Consider the following 21,081-nt stretch of genomic DNA (forward strand, 5'->3'; position numbering starts at 1 on the left):
CCGCCGTAACCGCCACCCTTTTGTGCACGGCTATTTGCCGTATCAGCATAAGGAGATGGGCAGTTTTGTTGATGCCATTTTTCAAGAGGCAGTGGCCAAGCAGCTTCCATTTCTTGAGATGCAAAACTCTCAACTTCACGTACAAGTTCTTTATCAAGTGCAAATAATGCATTGTACTCTTGGCCAACAGCAACAAGCGCTGCACCAGTTAGTGTTGCTGCATCAATAATAAGTGGAGCGCCAGTCTCCCCAGCTGCCATTAAGCCATCAGCAAGTACTAAACGACCTTCAGCATCCGTGTTTACAATTTCAACTGTTGTGCCATTTTTATAAGTAAGAATGTCACCTAATTTGTATGCATGACCTGAAATTAAGTTCTCAGCACAACATAAAAACAGTTTAATACGTTTTTCAATACCACGGTTAATAGCCAATGCTAAACCTGCAGTTACTGTTGCAGCGCCGCCCATGTCGCACTTCATACCAAGCATACCTTCGCTTGATTTAATTGAGTAACCACCTGAGTCAAACGTAATACCTTTACCTACAAGCGCTGCACTTACTGGTGCATTTTCGTCGCCTGTTGGGTTGTAATCAAGCTCAAGCAATACTGGCGGGCGAACACTACCGCGACCAACAGCATGAATACCAATCCACTGTTGTTCTAGTAACGCATCACCTTTAATAATTTGGTAACTTACATGCTCAGGCGCTAATGATTGAATAAACTCAGCCGCTTTTTCAGCAAGGCTTTCTGGGTAAATGTCATCGGCTGTCCCGTTAACCATTTCACGTGCCCAAATTGCTGACGTTTTTAAGTGAGCAAGTTCTTTAATATCTGATTGTGCGTTATCAACAAACTCAACACCGTTTAACGATTTTGGTGTTACAAAGCCTTGATAAAAAGCCCACTGGCTTTCTGTACACCAAGCATCGCCTGCTAATTCAACGTTTTTAATACCTTGGATTGCAATAGTACGACCAGCTTTTTGAACATTTTTCAATGTTTCTTGCTCAGACAAATGAACAGTTGCACCGCGCTCATTAAAAGACAATGACGCATTATCGCCCCAATGACTCGCTGCTGCTTGTTCGCTTAGTTGAACAACAAATTTTTCACTCATGTTAGAATACCCTTGCACTTAAATGTGCCACCGAGTTTACTATAGAGCGCTTAAGTTCCCAACAGCTTGAGATAAATAACATAAATCACACTGCTGTGCAGTATTTACACTTTGGAAGTTATTATGAAGTACACGCCAACGCTGCAACCAGCCACCTTATTAAAGCGCTACAAACGCTTTTTAGCTGATTTACAACTAAGTGATGGCAGCGAATTTACCGCCCACTGTGCTAATACAGGTAAAATGACGGGATGCGCTGAGCCGGGTTTTGCTGCTTTTTATTCAACAAGCGATAACGTAAAACGAAAATACCCGCATTCATTAGAGCTTACGCAAAATAACTTATCGCAGCTTATTTGTGTAAATACAGCGGTGGCTAATAAAGTAGTAGAAGAAGCAATAAACAATAATGTGATAAGCGAGCTACTCGACTACAGTCAATTGCAAAGCGAAGTAAAGTACGGCAGCGAAAACAGCAGAATCGACTTTTTACTCAAAGACAAAAATAAGCCTGATTGCTATGTAGAAGTTAAATCAGTCACATTATTAAGCGAAGATGCACCAAAAAGCGGGCAAGGCTACTTTCCTGATGCGCAAACACTGCGCGGACAAAAACATATTCGCGAACTAATAGAAATGATCGAACAAGGCCACCGAGCAGTATTACTGTTCGCTGTTTTGCATGAAGGAATAAATACAGTAAGTGCAGCTGCGCATATTGATAAAAAATACGCCACGCTATTAAGCCAAGCAATAATAGCCGGCGTTGAAGTATTAGCATACAAGGCCACAATTTCTGCTAATGAAGTTTTACTTCATAAAAAAATAGTATTTGCACAATAGTGTATTAAACCAAGGGATTGAACTAAGCGTAATTTGCAAAATAAGCAAAGTACTCAAATTAAAAAAAGTTATACAAAGTGAATTATAAAAATTAACTTGTTTTTAAAGCTTTTGCCCACATAACAAGGCAAGTTTTAGAAAGCGAATATGTGAATTAATTAAAAGTGTAAATAGACTATTAATACACTTTTTACTCAGTAAGCATGGTTGAAGCTAATTCGATTAATTAAAAATAAATTTGCCTAGGATATAAGATTCTGTTATTTATACCGCCGGCTAATGCTGAGGCATTAAATTAAGGATTTAGGAGAGAGTTATGCCAGACCAAAAGAAACATGGTTTATTGGCTCAAGCCGGTTTAGAACCATACCAAGAAAAACCAGGCGAAGAGTACATGAATGATGCACAACGTGCTCATTTTAGAGCGATTTTAGAAACTTGGCGTAATGACTTACGTAACGAAGTTGATCGTACTAAATCGCACATGCAAGACGAAGCTGCTAACTTTCCTGACCCAGTTGACCGCGCTGCACAAGAAGAAGAGTTCTCTTTAGAACTTCGTACTCGTGACCGCGAACGTAAATTAATCAAAAAAATTGAAAAAACAATTAATTTGATTAAAGAAGATGATTTTGGCTTTTGTGAGTCTTGTGGCATCGAAATTGGCATACGTCGCTTAGAAGCACGTCCTACTGCCGATTTATGCGTAGACTGCAAAACACTTGCAGAAATCAAAGAAAAGCAATCTGGACGCGGCTAATTAATACTTATTAATTAGTTATGTCTCCTACAGCCGTTACTGCGCCTATGCGTAAATATCGCGGTCGTTTTGCACCGTCTCCTTCTGGGCCATTACATTTTGGCTCACTTGTAGCGGCTGTGGGTAGTTATCTAGATGCAAAAGCTAACCAAGGAGATTGGTTAGTTCGTATTGAAGACATTGACACTACGCGCGTGGTTAAAAACGCCGACTCCGATATTCTTAATACCTTACATGCCTACGCCCTTCACTGGGACGAACCTGTTGTATATCAAACGCAGCGTCTGCCTTTATACCAAGATATTACCCACTCACTTTTAAAACAAAACCTTGTTTATGGTTGCACCTGTACTCGCAAACAAATAAAAGCCATTGGCGGTATTTATCAAGGGCATTGCCAAGCACTTAGCCATAATACGGAGTCCGGTGCGCTTCGCTTAGTTCAGCAACATCCAACGACTCAATTTAATGATTTAATTCAAGGTGATATAACGGTAAATAGCGCCCTTTCCCATGAAGATTACTTAATTAAACGCAGCGATGACTTATTTGCATATCAACTTGTTGTGGTCGTCGATGATATTGATCAAGGGATTAATCGAATTGTAAGAGGCGCTGATTTAATTGAGCCAACCGCAAGGCAAATTAGTTTGTTTAAACAACTAAATAGCCCTGTGCCTGAATTTGCTCATTTACCTTTAGCGGTTGCCAAGCCTGGTTTCAAATTATCTAAACAAAACTATGCTCCCGCCATTAGCAAACAAAATCCAAAGCCTGCTTTAATTAGTGCATTTGAGTTTTTAGGGTTGCCTGTTATAGCTGATTTAATCGATTTAAATATTGAACAATTAATCGCTTGGGGAATTAAAAACTTTAGCTTAAAACAGGTACCACAAGTATCCGAAATACAAATTTCTCAGCATCCACGTAGTCAGAAAGTCCAATTTACACATTTAAGTAAATAAAATAGCTAAAAACGGCTTAATTTCAACACATCAACTTAATTTTTAAACCCTGCTGGTATATGATAGCCGCCTAAATATATGCTAATTACGTCAAACAGCTTGTACTGGGCTATAACCGCCTTATTTGCTGTAACTTTTGATTGCGATGCAGAGTCAATCACACCTTCTAGGAGACAGACTATTATTTCCAAGCTTTTTCAATTTTGCCGACAAATAATCGGCCCGAATACCAGTGCCGAAAGCGCTTCTGTAAGCAGTGAACCTATTGTTGTCACTCGTGGTGAGCATGGTATTTCTCGCAAACAATTTAGCCCAAATGCAATCAAAGTATTATACCGCTTAAAAGACGGTGGCTACGATGCCTACCTTGTTGGTGGTTGTATTCGCGATATATTGTTAGGCCAACAGCCAAAAGATTTTGACGTAGTTACTAATGCGACGCCAGATCAAGTAAAAAAACTATTTAGAAACTGTCGCCTTATTGGCCGTCGCTTTCGCTTAGCACATATTGTATTTGGCCGTGAAATTATTGAAGTGGCGACTATGCGTGGCCATCACGAAGCGCAAGAAGACAAAAATCAAATAAGCCAATCAAGCGATGAAGGCCAATTACTACGTGACAACGTATTTGGCAGTATTGAAGAAGATGCAGAGCGCCGCGACTTTTCAATCAATGCACTTTATTACTCAATCAAAGATTTTAGTATTCACGATTACGCCAACGGCTTAGCGGCAATTAAAGCTAAACAAATTGAGCTAATCGGCGACCCTGAAACGCGTTACCGCGAAGACCCTGTTCGTATGTTACGTGCAGTTCGCTTTGCTACTAAACTTGATATGAGCATTGCGCCTAAAAGTGAAAAGCCAATTAGCGAGCTTGCAAGTTTGCTTGATAACATTCCGCCAGCACGTTTATTTGAAGAAATTCTTAAGCTGTTTTTAAACGGCAAGGCCGAAGCTAACTTTTTAATGCTGCGTAAATACGGCTTATTCCGCTCACTGTTTCCTGAGCTTGATAAAATCTTAGATAAAAACCCAAGTGGCTTAGAACACACGCTTATTCAGCAAATGTTTCAAAATACTGACAAGCGCATTAATGCTGATAAAAAAGTAACACCCGCGTTTATTTTTGCCGCACTACTTTGGTTTCCGCTGCTTGAACGTACTAAAAAGATTCAAAGCCAAGAGCAACTTGCAGAATACGACGCTTTCGCACAAGCAATGAATAAAGTACTCAGCGATAACTCACAACACATTGCGGTTCCTAAACGCTTTACTCTAGGCGCCCGCGATATTTGGCATATTCAGCACCGCTTAGATAAACGCGCAGGCCAACGTGCTTACAGACTAACGCAGCAACCTCGCTTTAAAGCCGCCTACGACTTTTTACTCTTACGCGTAGACGCAGGCGAAACACAGCATACTGAGCTTGCCCAGTGGTGGACACAATACTTAAGCCAAGATATAAACGGCCAAAAAGAGATGGTTAAAAACTTAGGTCATCAAGGTGGTCCTAAGCCGCGAAGGCGCCGTCGACCTACTAAAAAGCCAGCTGAGTAATAACATGTACTGTGTTTATTTGGGTTTAGGTGCCAACCTAAACTTACCAAAAGAGCAGCTTGATAATGCGGTAATCGCGCTTAAAAAGCTGCCCAATTGTGAATTTATAAGCGTATCGCATTACTATGCTAGTAAGCCTATGGGCCCACAAGATCAACCTGACTATATCAATGCAGTAGCGTGTATTAAAACGACCCTTAAGCCAGAGCAATTACTTGATTTAACACAAAGCATTGAGCTTGAGCATGGTCGAGTAAGAAAAGCTGAGCGTTGGGGTCCACGCACTCTTGATATAGATACTCTATTATTTGGTGATCAAATTATAAATACGGCGCGCTTAACCGTGCCTCATTATGGTTTGAATAATCGCGAGTTTGTGGTTTATCCGCTATTAGAGCTTGCACCTGAACTTATTTTACCTAGCGGCGTTGCATTAAAAACCATTGCAAATAATTTACCGCTCAACGACTTACAACAATTACCTCTGTAATTAACCTAGGCTTTTGCCTGCGAGGATATTATGTCTAAAATAACCGTTTCTACTTTAAATAAAATGAAAGCAGAAAATAACAAAATTACTGCATTAACAGCCTACGACGCTAGTTTTGCAAAGTTATTTCATGATAACGGCGTTGAAGTTATTTTAGTGGGTGACTCTTTGGGTATGGTACTACAAGGCGGCGATGACACCCTTGGCGTAACCAATCAAGATATTGCATATCATACCCGCTGTGTACGCGCTGGTAGCCGCGAATTATTTGTAATTGCTGACTTACCGTTTATGACCTACTCAAGCGTAAGTGATACTTGTAAAAATGCAGCTGAACTTATGCGCGCTGGCGCAAACATGATTAAGCTTGAAGGCGGAGAATGGCTTTACGAGAGCATTAAAACGCTTACTCAACAAGGTATTCCAGTTTGTGGGCATTTAGGCCTTACACCACAGTCAGTACATGTATTTGGTGGCTTTAAAATACAAGGTCGCGAAGAAGACAAAGCACAAAAAATGATTGATGACGCAAAAGCACTAGAAGCTGCTGGCGCACAATTATTAGTACTCGAGTGTATTCCAAGTGCATTGGCAAAACGCATTACTGATGCCCTAAGCATACCAACTATTGGTATTGGTGCGGGCAGCTTAACTGATGGCCAAATACTGGTAATGCATGACCTTGTTGGTATTTCCGCAGGTTACATTCCTAAATTTTCTAAAAACTTTTTGCTCGAAACAGGCAATATGCCTGCAGCCGTTCAAAAGTATTGTACAGACGTTAAAAATGGCGCATTTCCAAGCGCTGAACACGAGTTTAAATAATGCAGTCAATTACTGAAATTAGATCGTTACGTAGTCAAATTAAAGCATGGCGCCAAGCTGGTCTTAGCGTGGCACTTGTGCCAACGATGGGCAACTTGCACCGTGGGCATTTTTCGCTAGTAGAAAAAGCAAAAAACTTAGCCGATAAAGTCGTTGTGAGTATTTTTGTTAACCCAATGCAATTTGGTGCTAACGAAGATTTAGATAACTACCCTCGTACGCTAAATGAAGACAAGCAAGGCCTTGCTGAACTAGGCACTGATATTGTATTTACCCCAAGTGTAGATACAATCTATCCAAATGGACTTGGTGCACAAAGCTTTGTAGATGTGCCTGATATTTCATTAGGTTACTGTGGTGGCTCACGTCCTGGTCACTTCAGAGGCGTTGCCACAATAGTGACTAAGTTATTTAACCTTGTACAACCAGACTACGCCTGCTTTGGTGAAAAAGATTTTCAGCAACTGCAAGTAATTAAAACCATGGCACGCGACTTATCAATTCCGGTTGAAGTTATTGGTGTACCTACAATGCGAGAAGTTTCTGGCCTTGCTATGAGCTCGCGTAATGGTTACTTATCGAACGAGCAAAAAGCGACAGCAACCGTATTATTTAAAGCACTTAATACGTGCGCTGAGCAACTTAAAAGTGGCGATAAAGACTTCGTAAAACTTGAAAGCTTAGCTAAACAAAGTTTAGAGCAAGCAGGCCTAAAGCCAGACTATTTTGAGATTGCTCAACGAGATACATTAAAAACTGCTACAATCGAAGATACTCAATTTGTTATTTTAGCCGCAGCCTATTTTGGTGGTGTTAGATTGATCGACAATATTCAAGTCGAAATTTAATATTATTGCGACTCCATTTTAAGGATAAGAAGCATGCACACTTTAATAAAAACAAGCGTAGTCGCCCTTACTTTTGCACTATTAGTAGGTTGCCAAAACCAAGTTGAAAACCCTGAAATGAATCAGTGTGCTCAACAAAATTACCAATGTGAAAGTACATGTGAACAGCAAACAACAGCTGATAGCTTAAAGCAACAAGTATGCTCTGGTAAATGTGTTGAGAGCTACAATCAGTGTAAAGTACAAGCCGAAAAATTAGGTAATATTTAATTCCTTAAAGTTTTTAGTTTTAGACACAAAAAAACCGCTCAATGAGCGGTTTTTTATTGCTTATAGTTTATTAATTTAAACCAAGCTTTTTAAGTTCTGTTTTTACTAGCTTTGCAGAAAGAGGTACATAACCATCTTTTTCTACAATTTGCTGACCATCTTTTGAAAGTACCATTCTTAAAAATTGTTCTTCCATAGGTGATAGCGGCTTATTCGGGTGTTTATTCACATAAACATATAAAAAGCGCGATAGCGGATATTTACCTTGCGCAACGTTATCAAGTGTTGCATCAACAAAGTTATCGCCTTTTTTAGCTAGCGGTACTGTACGTACGCCCGATGTTTTATAACCAATACCAGAATAACCAATTGCATTTAATGAAGATGAAATTGACTGTACTACCGATGCAGAGCCTGGTTGCTCATTTACGTTATTACGGAAATCACCTTTACACAGTGCTTTCTTTTTAAAGTAACCGTAAGTACCTGATACTGAGTTACGTCCGTAAAGTTGAACGTCTTTAGCTGCCCAGTCACCTGTTAAACCAACATCGCTCCAACGGTTAACTTGCTCTGATGCGCCACATTTACGAGTAGATGAAAAAATCGCATCTACTTGGTCAATACGAAGACCTTCAATTGGATTATCTTTATGTACAAATACTGCAAGTGCATCAATAGCTACACGTACTTCTGTTGGTTTGTAACCGTAACGTTTTTCGAACGCTTCGATTTCTTTAGATTTCATTTTACGGCTCATTGGACCTAGGTTAGCTGTACCTTCGGTAAGTGCCGGTGGCGCAGTAGAAGAACCTGCCGCTTGAATTTGAATATTTACATTTGGGTAAATACGTTTGTACTCTTCAGCCCAGAACGTCATCATGTTGGCTAAAGTGTCAGAACCTACTGATGAGAAGTTACCTGAAACACCACTAATTTTTTGATACTCAGGAATATCTTGGTCTAAAGCAACTGCTTGTGCAGATACGAAAGTTGTAACAGCCACACCCATTGCGGCAACTAAGTTTTTAAATTTCATGTAGGGTTCTCCGGTTTGTTCGTCCCATTTTCTAACTGCTGCCCACTCTAAAGTGAGTACATGACAGTTACATTACTCTTAAATGACACTTTTATGACTTTGCTTTTCAGCCTAATTACTTAGCTAGCGAAACTATCTTATCTATTGAAAATTCAAAAGAAAAACACGAACCTTTGTTAACTTCACTACTAATATTTAATTTACTATCGTGGCGCGTTAGCACATGTTTTGTAATCGCAAGCCCTAAACCTGAGCCACCTGTTGTTCTGCTGCGGGCTTTATCAACACGATAAAAACGCTCAGTTAAACGGTTAATATGCTCAGGCGCAATACCATCACCATTATCGGTAACACTAAAACATGCTTTATTGTTTTTGCGCTGCCAACATACTTCCACTTTGCCACCGGGTTTTGTGTAATGAATCGCGTTAAATACTAAATTAGAAAACGCACTACGCAGTTCATCCTCAGAGCCTTTAATATCAAGGGTTTTATCAATATTAAAAATAAGCTCATGGCCTTTGTCTTGGTTAATTGAATTTGCTTCAGTGTGAATATAACCAAGTAATTGCGGTACGTTTATAGCTTTATCGTTGTCTTGACGCCGTGCACCCTCAATACGTGAAAGCGATAGTAACTGGCTGACTAAGCTATCCATGCGCTTACATTGTTCAAGCATGGTATTTTGCGCTTTGTTCCACATTGCTGGCGGCGGCATCATGTCACCTTCCATCATCTCAAGATACCCTGTAACCACTGTAAGCGGCGTACGTAGTTCATGTGACACATTGGCTACAAAGTCTTTACGCATCTGTTCTAGCTGTTTTAAGCGCGTTACATCACGCACAACAACCATAAGTTGCGTGCTTGCATAAGGCATTACCCTAAACTCAAGTACCTGTTCAACGCTATGACCATTATCCAGCTCAAGCGCATCATCAAACTCGCCTTTGTGCATGTATTTAGCAAACTTAGGTTCGCGAATTAAATTATCAAGACGCTGACCATGATCGGTTGGCCACTGCAGGCCAAGCACTTTAAGCGCTAATTGATTACACCACACAATACTTAAATCGTTTTGTAATACCACAACCGCATCAGGTACTGCTTCAGCTCCATCGCGAAAGCGACGAATTAAATCAGCAAGCTCATTACGTTTTTTACGATTACGGTGCTGCAGATGATAAATACCTTCAAACACTTGCTCCCATGCACCCTCGCCCTCTGGTGGATTAAAGCTACGTTGATTAAGTAGCCAATCGCTCAAACGATAAAGTTGATGGTAGTGCCAAATAAGGAGGGAAAAAGATCCTAAAAATAAAAGTAAAAATGGCGCGCCAACCAGCACACCAATTAATAGTAAGGGTAAAAAATAGATAAACAGGCGCTTTACTAACGCCTGCTTATTAACAACTCGATACATACACTCACTTTACCTTAGAGTAGTAATACATGCATATTTCACACATTAGCTAAGCTTTAAGCTGATCACAGCTTACTTGAAAAACGATACCCAGCACCACGTACAGTTTGCACTAAACGGTCGTGTCCAAGTGGGCCAATTGCTTTACGTAGGCGACGAATGTGCACATCAACCGTGCGATCTTCTACGTAAACGTTAGTTCCCCATACGTGATCAAGCAGTTGTTCACGACTATAAACACGCTCTGGGTGGGTCATAAAAAAGTGCAGTAATCTAAATTCGGTTGGCCCCATATCAAGCTCGTTACCTTCTGAGGTAACACGATGCGAAATAGGATCTAAACGCAGGCCATGTACTTCAATAGCCTCTTCTAATGAGGTTGGCGATACACGGCGAATAACCGCTTTAATACGTGCCATAAGCTCTTTAGGAGAAAATGGCTTAGTGACGTAGTCGTCAGCACCTACTTCAAGGCCGCGTACTTTGTCTTCTTCTTCGCCACGGGCTGTAAGCATAATAATTGGGATTTGGCGGGTGTGTTCGTTTTGCTTAAACTTTTTAGCAATTTGAATACCGCTTCCACCTGGTAACATCCAATCAAGTAAAACCATATCTGGGTAAGGTTCAACCATAGCTGCAATAGCAGAGTCGTAATCTTCTGCTTCAATTGCTTGAAATCCATTTTGCTCTAAAACAAAAACCAACATCTCCCTGATAGGAGCTTCGTCATCTACGACTAGTACTTTACGTGACATTCCAATTTATCTCTTACGCTATCGAATTAGTTTTCATTATTATGACTAAGTATGACATTTTTATGAAAGTGTAACGTGTAAATTAAAATGGTGGTAAAAAAAACACAAATTAGTGACAAAAAACCTCATTAACGTCATATTTTTAAAACCTTTTTAATATTTAACGTAATAATTAGAGATTTACGATAAATTTATAAAATAGCTAATTTTTGAAATTATCTACTTTTTGTCGCTAGTTAAATCATTAAATAATACAAAATTAGCTGGGATCATTGTTTTACTAACCAATACTTTTTTACAGATCGATCGTTTAAAAGTAACTTTAAAGCTATTTTAAAATTAACAAACCCGCCTGTGTAACAATCAATACGTTTAAAAATAGATCTAAATTTTACTAAGCCCCAAATAAAGGATCAGATTTTTACCAAGCCGATCTACTCTCAGATCAGAGTTGTACCTAGTCAAAGCCATAAGTTGTTGATTGTTTGTACAAATAAATAACGATCAAATTATCTCAGAGGCTAAAATAGCGCAAAAGTGTATTTGGCTTAGTAAAGTAATGATCCGAAAAGGCTGTGTTAGTAAATGCGTGATCCCAAAGTAAGGTATTGGTAATACAGTGATCTGATCAACAGAGGCAGTAACCTGTAATATAAAAGTACAGGCATTAAAAAAGCCAGCAACTGGGTTACTGGCTTTTAAACTATTTATTTTAAAATAGACTTATTATCTAATTTTAGGATCAAGTTCGCCGCTTAAGTATTTAAGGTGCATTTCATCAAGTGAAATTGGCTTAATTTTACTAGCCTGACCAGAAGTACCAAACGAGTTATAGCGTGCAACACAAATCTCTGTCATTGCTTTAGTTGCTTCAGCTAGGTATTTACGTGGATCGAAATTAGATGGGTTTAGCGCCATATGACGGCGAATTGCACCGGTAGATGCTAAACGTAAATCGGTATCAATATTTACCTTACGAACACCAAACTTAATGCCTTCAACAATCTGTTCAACCGGCACACCATAAGTTTCTGGAATTTCGCCACCATACTGATTAATAATTTCTAACCATTCTTGTGGAACAGAAGACGAACCATGCATCACTAAATGCGTGTTAGGAATACGCGCATGAATCGCTTTAATACGATCAATCGCTAAAATGTCATCGGTTGGTGGGCGAGTAAATTTATAAGCACCGTGTGAAGTACCACAGGCAATTGCAAGTGCATCAACGTGTGTTTTATTTACAAAGTCAGCCGCTTCTTCAGGATCTGTTAGCATTTGCTCAGTGGTTAGTAACCCTTCTGCGCCAACACCATCTTCTTCGCCAGCTTCACCTGTTTCTAGTGAACCAAGCACACCTAGCTCGCCTTCAACCGATACGCCACAGGCATGCGCCATAGCAACAGTTTCGCGCGTTACTTCTACATTGTATTCGTAGCTTGAAGGGGTTTTACCGTCGCTCATTAACGAGCCATCCATCATTACTGATGAAAAACCAAGCTGAATTGAACGCTGACATACACCTGGCGATGTGCCGTGATCTTGGTGCATAACAACGGGGATATGTGGCCATTCTTCAACGGCTGCTAAAATCATATGACGAATAAATGGAGCACCAGCATAAGCACGTGCACCAGCTGATCCCTGAACGATTACTGGGCTGTTTGTTTTGTCAGCCGCTTCCATTATTGCGCGCATTTGCTCTTGATTGTTAACGTTAAAAGCAGGTACGCCGTAACCATGCTCTGCTGCATGATCTAAAAGTTGTCGCATACTGATTAAAGCCATTGGGTATTCTCCAATTTATCGACAGTAGTTCCCTACCATCTAGTTTGAACGGATGTGTTAGTTTGGCGTTATAACAACGCCACGAAAAACCACTGCTTTGCAGTAATATTCCGTCTAAATTAACTATTAAATTAGGGTGAGAGGTATTTAATAATTAATTGTCGGTGAGGGCTATTAACCCTCACCTTACGCTACTAAAATTACTTAGCGCGCGACTCTAGCATTTCAACTGCTGGAAGTTTTTTGCCTTCTAAAAACTCTAAGAACGCACCACCACCAGTAGAAATATAAGAAACTTTATCGGCAATGCCGTATTTATCAATTGCGGCTAAGGTATCACCACCACCAGCAATCGAAAACGCATTTGAGTTAGCAATTGCTTGAGCAATAGCACGAGTACCATTACCAAATTGGTCAAACTCAAACACGCCAACAGGGCCATTCCATACAACAGTGCCCGCATTTGCAATAATTTTTGCAAGCTTGCTCGCTGTATCAGGACCAATATCAAAAATCATATCGTCGCTTGTCACTTCGCTTACATCTTTAAGCGTAGCTACAGCAGACTCAGAAAACTCATTACCAACAACTACGTCAGTCGGTACCGGAATTTCACCATTATTAGCAATCGCTGCTGCACATAAACGGTTCGCTTCATCCATTAAATCAGGTTCGTAAAGCGATTTACCAACTGGGCTACCTGATGCAGCAATAAAGGTATTTGCAATACCGCCGCCAGTAACTAATTGGTCAACAATTTTAGAAAGTGAATCTAAAACGGTTAGCTTAGTAGATACTTTAGAACCACCAACAATCGCTACTAATGGACGCGCTGGGTTATCAAGTGCTTTGCCTAACGCTTCTAGCTCAGCTGATAACAATGGACCTGCACATGCCACATCAGCAAATAAGCCAACGCCATGGGTAGATGCTTGTGCACGATGAGCCGTACCAAATGCATCCATTACATATACATCACACAGTGCTGCAAGTTGCTTAGATAAGGCTTCGTCGTTTTTCTTCTCGCCTTTGTTAAAGCGCACATTTTCAAAAACAACAACTTCGTTATCAGCAATATCAACACCGTTTAGGTAATCTTTTTCTAAACGTACAGTTTGCTCAAGGGCATCGTTTAAGTAATCAGCGACAGGTGCTAGCGAAAACTCTTCATCATATTCCCCTTCCGTAGGACGGCCAAGGTGTGACATAACCATTACTTTAGCACCCATCTCAAGCGCTAATTTAATAGTAGGTAGTGCTGCACGAATACGCGCATCTGACGTCACTTTACCTGCTTTAACTGGTACATTTAAATCTTCACGAATTAATACGCGTTTGCCGTTTAAATCTAAATCTGCCATTTTTATGACCGACATGAACATCTCCTTAGTTAACGATACTGAACCTGAAAAATACGTTTAAAATTATTATATTAATAAATTACTTATTCACTGCCATCATAGCACGCGCTGTGTCGAGCATGCGATTAGCAAAACCCCATTCGTTATCACACCATACCAATAACTTTATCAGTCGTTTGTGACTAACACGTGTTTGTGTGCCATCAATAATACAAGAATGTGGGTCGTGATTAAAATCAACCGATACAAGCGGCTCTTCGGTATAACTTAAAATACCTTCTAAGCGGTCTTTTGCTTGTGCTTTAAGTGCGTTATTTACTGCGTTTAAATCTACATCGGTATTAACCGTTACACTTAAATCCATTGCCGTTACATTTATAGTAGGAACACGTACGGCGATGGCTTCAAAACGGCCTTTAAATTTAGGTAAAATACGGTCTATACCACGGGCGAGCTTTGTATCAACTGGAATAATTGATTGGCTTGCAGCGCGAGTACGGCGTAAATCATGATGATAACCATCAATCACTTGTTGATCGTTCATCGACGCATGAATCGTTGTAATAGCGCCCGACTCAATACCAAATGCATCATCTAATACTTTAATAACCGGCACAACACAGTTAGTTGTACACGAGCCGTTAGACACAATTGTGTGCTCGCGTTTAAGCTCATCGTCGTTAATGCCATACACAATCGTAGCATCAACATCGTTATCAGCCGGGTGTGAAAACAACACCTTTTTAGCGCCTGCAGTAATATGTAGCTGCGCATGTTCACGCGAGTGATAAACACCCGTACATTCAAGTACAACGTCTACATCGAGCGTTTGCCAAGGTAATTCAATTGGGTTTTCTTCACAAAAAAGTGCAATGGTATCGCCTGCAACACTAATGGTGTCTTCACCAAGTTTTACAGGAAAAGAAAAACGACCGTGGGATGTGTCGTATTTTAATAAATGAGCAATAGCTTCAGGATCAGCAAGTTCGTTAATCGCAACAATTTTTATATCGTCGCTCAAACCAGACTCGTATAACGCGCGGACAATATTTCGACCAATACGACCAAAACCATTAATTGCAAGTTTGATTGCCATGAAATATAAAATCCACTCTCTTAGCGTGCAGATAAAGGCAATACGCCTTTTAGATGTCTGTATTGTAATCGACCTTGCATCTGATTATAAGAGGGAAGCATTAGAAACTTTAAATTAAGGTTAAAGAGCTTACGCATTGCAAGCTCTTTGATGGTTCTGACTTTTTAAATTAAGTTTTTTATACTAAATTTTTTAATGCGCTAATTATATCTTCTGGCTCAGAACGAGTACGATAATCAACATCAACATAACGCCAAGTCACTTTACCTTGTTTATCTAAAACAAAGGTGGCGGGGATCGGTAAAACACGACTATTGCCATTATTAACCGACTCTAAATTTAGGCCTCGGTCTACTCGCATATGCTCTAGTAAAAATGTAGGTACTTGCCATGCTACGCCGTAGCTTGCTGCTACATCGGCATTTTGATCACTCAGCACTAAAAAATCCATTTTACTTATTTCATCATCGCTCATTGAGCCATCGGGTACTTGCGGGCTAATAGCCACCAATTGTGCGCCTAATGCGTGAATTTCAGGCAAGCGTACTTGAAGCGCTTTGAGCTGTAAATTGCAGTACGGACACCAACTACCACGATAAAAGGTAATAACTACAGGTCCTTTAGCAAGTAACTCGGTTAACTGCACCGATTGACCATGTTGATTTGGTAACTCAAAACTTGGTGCGCTTTGGTTTAAATCAAGTGCATTAGCACCTTGTTGAAACGCTTTTGCCTGTGCAATCGTTTCATCAACACCTTTCATAAAATCAGGATTACCTTTACGCCCTGCTGCTATTTTTGCCTCAGTTTGTGCTTTTAACGTGTTATTTTCATCGCTCATAATATGGCTACCTTTAAATTAATCAAAAACTTAAAGCCAGCTTACATTATGAAAATGTATTTGAAATGAAAATTTTAACTTATTCATTTACTTCTAAATCAAACACCACGTTTATTGATGATTTAAATGTAATAGTTTCTTGCAGGTATCTACCTTGCTCAAATGGATTTCTAGTAACTTTAGAACCGGTTACAACTATTCTCTCAAAATTATCTGCGCCATAACCATAACTTGAACGGTTAGAATTTGAATTAATGCTGTAAATTTTTCCAAGCTCTGCGCCAAATGCTTTAGCAAGCTTACCCCCTTTAACTATAGCGTTATCTATTGCGCCTTGTGTTGCTTCAGCTTCTAACTGCGCGGCTTTTGAAGACATAAGCTCAATATTCGTCAGTTCATTAATTTTTACACTTAATGCAAAATCGATAAAATCATTCAACTTTTCAATATTTCTTAATGTTACTTTAAGTGTTCTTGTTGCTACATATCCTGCATTAATTGCTGTACCGCTCTCGACATTAAACTTGTCGTCATCATTGTAAGTTAACAGGCTTGTAGCAGAAACATCCATCTCCTTAACACCGTACTTGCTTAATCCTTTAAGTAACAAATTTACTCGATCATCAACATCACGTTTAGCATCAAGTGATTTGTCTTTAAAGCTTATTACTTCAAAAGAAATCTTAGCCATATCGGGCTTTGCTAATACCTCTGCAGTACCCTGCACTGCAATATGGCGATTAGCAGGCAAGCTTGAATTAGCAAAAGTGATAAGTGGGAATAAGGTTAAGAAAATAGTAGTGATGAGTTTCATGTTCGTTCCTTGAAGTAATTAGTAAATAATGATTACGTAACTGTACCTATAGTTATACGGATAACAATAAAAGTAAACTGCTCTTTATTGTAGGCGGGAGTTTATCTCGCGCGGCATAAAGCCCCGCCTACAGCCAACCTACGTCAACTCGCCTACTTTTAACTCTTTGCCACGGCTTATTTGATGGCACTGGGCTAGCAGTAACTCGGCGGTCGCTTGTGCATCGGTAAGAGCATGATGACAATGATAGCTTGGTAACTCATAACGTGTGCGGCACATGCTAAGGGTTAAATCATCTTGTTTTATTTCAGTTGAATGATGAAGTAAGCGTTTTTTCTCAATATGCAGTGTGTCGAGTATAAGTTTAGGTTGCGTGGTTATATTGGCATTTTTAAGCGCTATTTTTAAAAATCCCCAGTCGAGCATGGCATTATGAAACACTAAAATACAGTCGCTAAAATGTCTGCTTAACTGCGTTAATATACTATTTAGGCTTTGCCCTTTTGCTATAGCATCATCACTAATCCCATGAAAAACAGGACTTTGAGCTAAACTTTTTACGTCTTTATTTATCAGGTGTTGCGACTCGCTCATTTTTATACATTGGTTATCTATTATCACCCACGCTAGTGATACAATTTCGTGCTGTTTTGCATCAAGTCCAGTGAGCTCTAAATCAATCACCAAATAACGTTGTTGTAAGGCATTTTTGCCTAGTAATTTACGGCGCTTTAAATACCGAGTGAGCAGCTTTTTTACCATGTTAGTAATCCATCATTATAAACTGCCGCGAGCAAACTTAAACGCGGCGGCTTGCTGCGCTTGTTTAACAAGGTAAAACGCTTCTTTTAGTTGATGGCGCTCTAGTGAGTTTAATTTATTAGGGTTAATGCAGTTACTCGGTAAGCCCTCTTCGTTTATTTGTGTACTCAAGCGAAGCTGCGTTAAGAACCGCCAGCAGTCTTTTAGGTTATATATATCTTCTTTGCTGATCAGTTTATGTTTTAGTAGTGCGTCTAATCGCTCTTGTGTGTTGGCGCGCCTAATACCCGCTTTTAAAGCGTATAACCGCACTATGTCATTTATAATTACGACACCGCGTTTTTTTAAATCTATATATTTATTATTTTGATTTGTTTTTTCGGTTTTAAATTTATTAAATAAACCAATTGGCACGCTGTTGCTGCTTATGTCGGTTGCCATTGCGGCGTAGAATAAGTCGTTACGCGATATACGAATTAATTGCTCGCAAAAAGCGGTGTATAAAGTATTTGAGCCTTCAATAAATCGCAGGTCAAAAAATATTTTACAGTTAAGCATTGCATCAGGCGTTGGGCTTTTTATCCATTTAAAAAATCGCTCGCTCCAGTCGTTTACGCTCATACGGCACTCATCGCTGCTTGCCATAATATTACCTGGGCAACGCCTAATGCCGCATTCAACTAAGTTTTCACATACAAACTCCCCCATGCTTTTAAAGTAAGCGTGTTGCTCGGGAGTTAAGTCGTTTGGAAGTAATAAGCCGTTATCTTGATCTGAATGCAGAGTTTGCTCTTCGCGTGCTTGCGAGCCAAAGCAAATAAAACTAAAGCTGGTTGGCGCTGCGCCATGCTCTTCTTGAAATAAATGAATAAGGCGCGATGTAAGCGCATCAGTTAAACCACTGAGTAATTTACCAATTAGCGATATGTCGTCAATGTTGTACGAAAAACCACGCAAAAGTTCGGGGATTTCTTTTGCGTAGCGTTTTAAATCAGTAACAGTATGCGCTTTGTATATGCGCCCAATAAGCTGTACGGGGTCACTTTTTTGTTGGCGCAGTAAATCGGTGCTGGTTATCATTCCTATCGGGTTATGGTTTTCGTCGAGCACGGGCAAATGATGAATATTGTATTTAAGCATTAAGTGCAGCGCCGAAAACACCCGGTTATTTTCAAATATAAACTTGGGCTTGGCGGTCATAATACTGCTGACTGCATCTTGTGGGTCTACCTCGTCAGCAAGTACTCGATTACGTAAATCGCGGTCAGTCACAACTCCCACTAAGTGTGCGTGCTGCGTTATCATTATTGACGAGACACCATGCTCTTTCATTTTTTTAGCGCTTTGCCTAATACTTGCATCGGGCGAAAGTGTAATTGCTGTGCGGGTCATCAGCTCTGATATTTTACGTTCAGACCAACTATCGTTTTTACTTTTATAATGCGATGACAACAACCGGTTAGCATGAGCGCGTACAAAATATTGCTCAAACGATTTGTATTCTCGGCGTAAATAATCAAAATGCGTTTGAGAGAGCATATACACTATGCCTTCTTTTTGTACCTCTAACCTATTTTGAATTGCTTCGCCGGTTAACAGCGACGGAAAACCAAAATAATCACCTTGCGCTAAGCGTGTAACAACATCCCCCTTGCCATCAACTAGGTCGTACAAACCAGAGCGAATTAAAAATAGTTTAGGGTTTTCACTTTGTAACCACTGCGTTTGGTTTTCGCGGGTGAGGTAAATAATATCAAGATGATTTACAAAATATTCGTATGCGCTGCTATCAAGCAGTGTAAAAGGCGCTTGCAAACAAACGTATTGGGCTATTTCTTGTTGCTCTACACTCATTGTTGTACTCATTAAAAAGTATACACAACACCAATGTACTTATTTATTAAACAAATAAAAAGCCCGACTAAAGTCGGGCTTTTGGTGCTTTATGTTTTCTAAACTGTAACTTATAAATTGTGGCTAATGGTCATGCGCTTCAGCCGATCCTTTAGGGTTACGAATACCTTCAACCATTAGTTGAATTTCAACTGGTGTAGGTTTAGTAAACTTAAGAACAATTGCAGCTACTGCAAAGTTAATAATCATACCAATTAAGCCAATACCTTCAGGTGAAATACCTAAGAACCAGTTTTCAGGGCTGTTTAGCTCTGGGCTAACAAACTTGAAGAAAATGATATACGCAGCGGTAAAGCCAATACCCGTTACCATGCCTGCAATTGCGCCTTCGCGGTTCATTGTTTTAGAGAATATACCCATAATAATTGCTGGGAAGAAACTCGCTGCCGCCAAGCCGAATGCAAATGCCACTACCGATGCCACAAATCCAGGCGGGTTAATACCAAAGTACGCGGAGATAACAATAGCGACCATGGCTGCCAACCTCGCTGCAAGTAACTCTTGCTTGTCGGTAATATCGGGCTTGAGAGTTCGCTTGAGTAAATCGTGCGAAACAGAGGTTGAAATAACCAGTAGTAAACCTGCTGTTGTAGACAGTGCAGCGGCAATACCACCCGCAGCTACAAGTGCGATTACCCACGCTGGTAAGTTAGCAATCTCTGGATTAGCTAATACCATAATGTCGCGGTCTACGTTTACTTCGTTAGCACTGTTCGGATCGGTGATTTTACCCGCCGTGTAGAACATTTTGCCATCGCCGTTTTTATCATCAAATGTAATTAAACCTGTGCGTTCCCAGTTTTTAATCCACCCTGGTGCTTCTGCATACTCTGTACCACTGCCATCTTTACCGTTTATGGTATCAATCATGTTTACACGAGCAAACGAGGCAACCGCTGGTGCTGTGGTATAAACAATCGCGATGAACACAAGAGTCCATGCTGCAGAAATACGCGTGTCTTTTACGCGAGGTACAGTGAAAAAGCGAACAATTACATGTGGTAAACCCGCAGTACCTACCATTAATGCACCAGTAATAGCGAACACGTCAATCATGCTCTTAGAGCCTTCGGTGTACTGTGCAAAACCAAGCTCAGCGCTTAAGCCGTCTAGTTTATCAAGTACGTACACGCCATCGCTGCCAATTAATGTGGCACCAAAACCTGTTTGTGGGAAGAAGTGACCCGTCATCATCATCGAGATAAAAATGGCTGGTACAAGGTATGCAAATACAAGTACACAGTACTGCGCTACTTGCGTGTAGGTAATGCCTTTCATGCCGCCTAGTACGGCGTAGAAAAATACAATCACCATACCAATGTAAACACCGGTTTCTATTTCTACTTCTAAAAAGCGTGAAAACACCACGCCTACGCCACGCATTTGCCCTGCAATGTAAGTGAAACAAATGAATATGGCACATACAATTGCCACTAAACGCGCGGTGCGTGAATAGTAACGGTCGCCAATAAAGTCAGGCACGGTAAACTTGCCGAATTTACGTAAGTAAGGCGCTAAACACATAGCTAATAGTACATAACCACCAGTCCACCCCATTAAGTAAACGCTGCCATCGTAACCTGCAAAGGAAATAATACCC

20 protein-coding genes are annotated in these 21,081 nt (G+C 40.2%); 8 read left to right on the forward strand and 12 right to left on the reverse strand.

The window, feature by feature from the left end:
• A partial coding sequence (gene pepB, locus L656_RS0109045) for an aminopeptidase PepB (RefSeq protein ID WP_024598968.1) occupies window positions 1-1,124 on the reverse strand: 1,124 nt, incomplete at its 3' end.
• Between the two features lie 123 nt (window positions 1,125-1,247).
• On the opposite strand from pepB, the gene sfsA reads away from it, so the two are divergent.
• The 8 genes from sfsA to L656_RS0109085 all read left to right on the forward strand — a co-directional run bounded on the left by sfsA (window position 1,248) and on the right by L656_RS0109085 (window position 7,685).
• Window positions 1,248-1,967 (forward strand): DNA/RNA nuclease SfsA, encoded by a 720-nt coding sequence (sfsA, locus tag L656_RS0109050; RefSeq protein ID WP_024598969.1) that lies wholly within the window; start codon window positions 1,248-1,250, stop codon window positions 1,965-1,967.
• Between the two features lie 316 nt (window positions 1,968-2,283).
• Window positions 2,284-2,727 carry an RNA polymerase-binding protein DksA gene (gene dksA, locus L656_RS0109055; RefSeq protein ID WP_002962671.1) on the forward strand — a complete coding sequence of 148 codons (444 nt, stop codon included), beginning with the start codon at window positions 2,284-2,286 and terminating at the stop codon, window positions 2,725-2,727.
• A 20-nt stretch (window positions 2,728-2,747) separates the two neighbouring features.
• Window positions 2,748-3,692 carry a tRNA glutamyl-Q(34) synthetase GluQRS gene (gene gluQRS / locus L656_RS0109060; RefSeq protein WP_024598970.1) on the forward strand — a complete coding sequence of 315 codons (945 nt, stop codon included), beginning with the start codon at window positions 2,748-2,750 and terminating at the stop codon, window positions 3,690-3,692.
• Window positions 3,693-3,770: 78 nt separating this feature from the next.
• Window positions 3,771-5,252: a polynucleotide adenylyltransferase PcnB gene (gene pcnB / locus L656_RS0109065; RefSeq protein ID WP_024598971.1), complete on the forward strand. Its 1,482-nt coding sequence runs from the start codon at window positions 3,771-3,773 to the stop codon at window positions 5,250-5,252.
• Window positions 5,253-5,256: 4 nt separating this feature from the next.
• On the forward strand, window positions 5,257-5,742 hold the full coding sequence (gene folK / locus L656_RS0109070; protein WP_024598972.1) for a 2-amino-4-hydroxy-6-hydroxymethyldihydropteridine diphosphokinase: 486 nt from the start codon (window positions 5,257-5,259) through the stop codon (window positions 5,740-5,742).
• 30 nt (window positions 5,743-5,772) lie between these two features.
• Window positions 5,773-6,567 carry a 3-methyl-2-oxobutanoate hydroxymethyltransferase gene (gene panB / locus L656_RS0109075; RefSeq protein WP_007587166.1) on the forward strand — a complete coding sequence of 265 codons (795 nt, stop codon included), beginning with the start codon at window positions 5,773-5,775 and terminating at the stop codon, window positions 6,565-6,567.
• The gene (gene panC, locus L656_RS0109080; protein WP_024598973.1) at window positions 6,567-7,415 is read left to right on the forward strand and encodes a pantoate--beta-alanine ligase; all 849 of its coding nucleotides are present in this window, start codon (window positions 6,567-6,569) and stop codon (window positions 7,413-7,415) included. The genes panB and panC overlap by 1 nt, the downstream gene beginning before the upstream one ends.
• Window positions 7,416-7,448: 33 nt before the next feature.
• Window positions 7,449-7,685: a hypothetical protein gene (locus L656_RS0109085; RefSeq protein WP_024598974.1), complete on the forward strand. Its 237-nt coding sequence runs from the start codon at window positions 7,449-7,451 to the stop codon at window positions 7,683-7,685.
• Window positions 7,686-7,755: 70 nt separating this feature from the next.
• On the opposite strand, the gene L656_RS0109090 is transcribed toward L656_RS0109085, so the two are convergent.
• The 11 genes from L656_RS0109090 to L656_RS0109140 form a co-directional block, all read right to left on the reverse strand.
• The gene (locus L656_RS0109090; RefSeq protein WP_024598975.1) at window positions 7,756-8,724 is read right to left on the reverse strand and encodes a PstS family phosphate ABC transporter substrate-binding protein; all 969 of its coding nucleotides are present in this window, start codon (window positions 8,722-8,724) and stop codon (window positions 7,756-7,758) included.
• A gap of 115 nt (window positions 8,725-8,839) precedes the next feature.
• Window positions 8,840-10,147 carry a phosphate regulon sensor histidine kinase PhoR gene (gene phoR / locus L656_RS0109095; RefSeq protein WP_024598976.1) on the reverse strand — a complete coding sequence of 436 codons (1,308 nt, stop codon included), beginning with the start codon at window positions 10,145-10,147 and terminating at the stop codon, window positions 8,840-8,842.
• Between the two features lie 65 nt (window positions 10,148-10,212).
• Window positions 10,213-10,902 carry a phosphate regulon transcriptional regulator PhoB gene (gene phoB / locus L656_RS0109100; protein ID WP_006791869.1) on the reverse strand — a complete coding sequence of 230 codons (690 nt, stop codon included), beginning with the start codon at window positions 10,900-10,902 and terminating at the stop codon, window positions 10,213-10,215.
• Window positions 10,903-11,628: 726 nt separating this feature from the next.
• A complete protein-coding gene (gene fba, locus L656_RS0109105; protein ID WP_007587174.1) occupies window positions 11,629-12,693 on the reverse strand; it encodes a class II fructose-bisphosphate aldolase in 1,065 nt (354 codons plus the stop codon).
• A 200-nt stretch (window positions 12,694-12,893) separates the two neighbouring features.
• Window positions 12,894-14,069 (reverse strand): phosphoglycerate kinase, encoded by a 1,176-nt coding sequence (locus tag L656_RS0109110; RefSeq protein ID WP_024598977.1) that lies wholly within the window; start codon window positions 14,067-14,069, stop codon window positions 12,894-12,896.
• Between the two features lie 64 nt (window positions 14,070-14,133).
• Entirely contained in the window at window positions 14,134-15,150 is a 1,017-nt protein-coding gene (gene epd, locus L656_RS0109115) for an erythrose-4-phosphate dehydrogenase (protein WP_024598978.1), read from the reverse strand.
• A 178-nt stretch (window positions 15,151-15,328) separates the two neighbouring features.
• On the reverse strand, window positions 15,329-15,991 hold the full coding sequence (locus tag L656_RS0109120; RefSeq protein WP_024598979.1) for a peroxiredoxin-like family protein: 663 nt from the start codon (window positions 15,989-15,991) through the stop codon (window positions 15,329-15,331).
• A gap of 79 nt (window positions 15,992-16,070) precedes the next feature.
• The gene (locus L656_RS0109125) at window positions 16,071-16,805 is read right to left on the reverse strand and encodes an SIMPL domain-containing protein (RefSeq protein WP_024598980.1); all 735 of its coding nucleotides are present in this window, start codon (window positions 16,803-16,805) and stop codon (window positions 16,071-16,073) included.
• A 138-nt stretch (window positions 16,806-16,943) separates the two neighbouring features.
• Complete coding sequence (locus L656_RS0109130) at window positions 16,944-17,567, reverse strand: 3'-5' exonuclease (protein ID WP_024598981.1); 624 nt, start codon at window positions 17,565-17,567, stop codon at window positions 16,944-16,946.
• A gap of 15 nt (window positions 17,568-17,582) precedes the next feature.
• Window positions 17,583-19,421 (reverse strand): DUF294 nucleotidyltransferase-like domain-containing protein, encoded by a 1,839-nt coding sequence (locus L656_RS0109135; RefSeq protein WP_024598982.1) that lies wholly within the window; start codon window positions 19,419-19,421, stop codon window positions 17,583-17,585.
• Window positions 19,422-19,544: 123 nt separating this feature from the next.
• The coding region (locus L656_RS0109140) for a sodium:solute symporter family protein (protein ID WP_024598983.1) at window positions 19,545-21,081 on the reverse strand (1,537 nt) is incomplete at its 5' end.

The organism is Pseudoalteromonas sp. TAE56, from assembly GCF_000497955.1.
Lineage (GTDB): Bacteria > Pseudomonadota > Gammaproteobacteria > Enterobacterales > Alteromonadaceae > Pseudoalteromonas.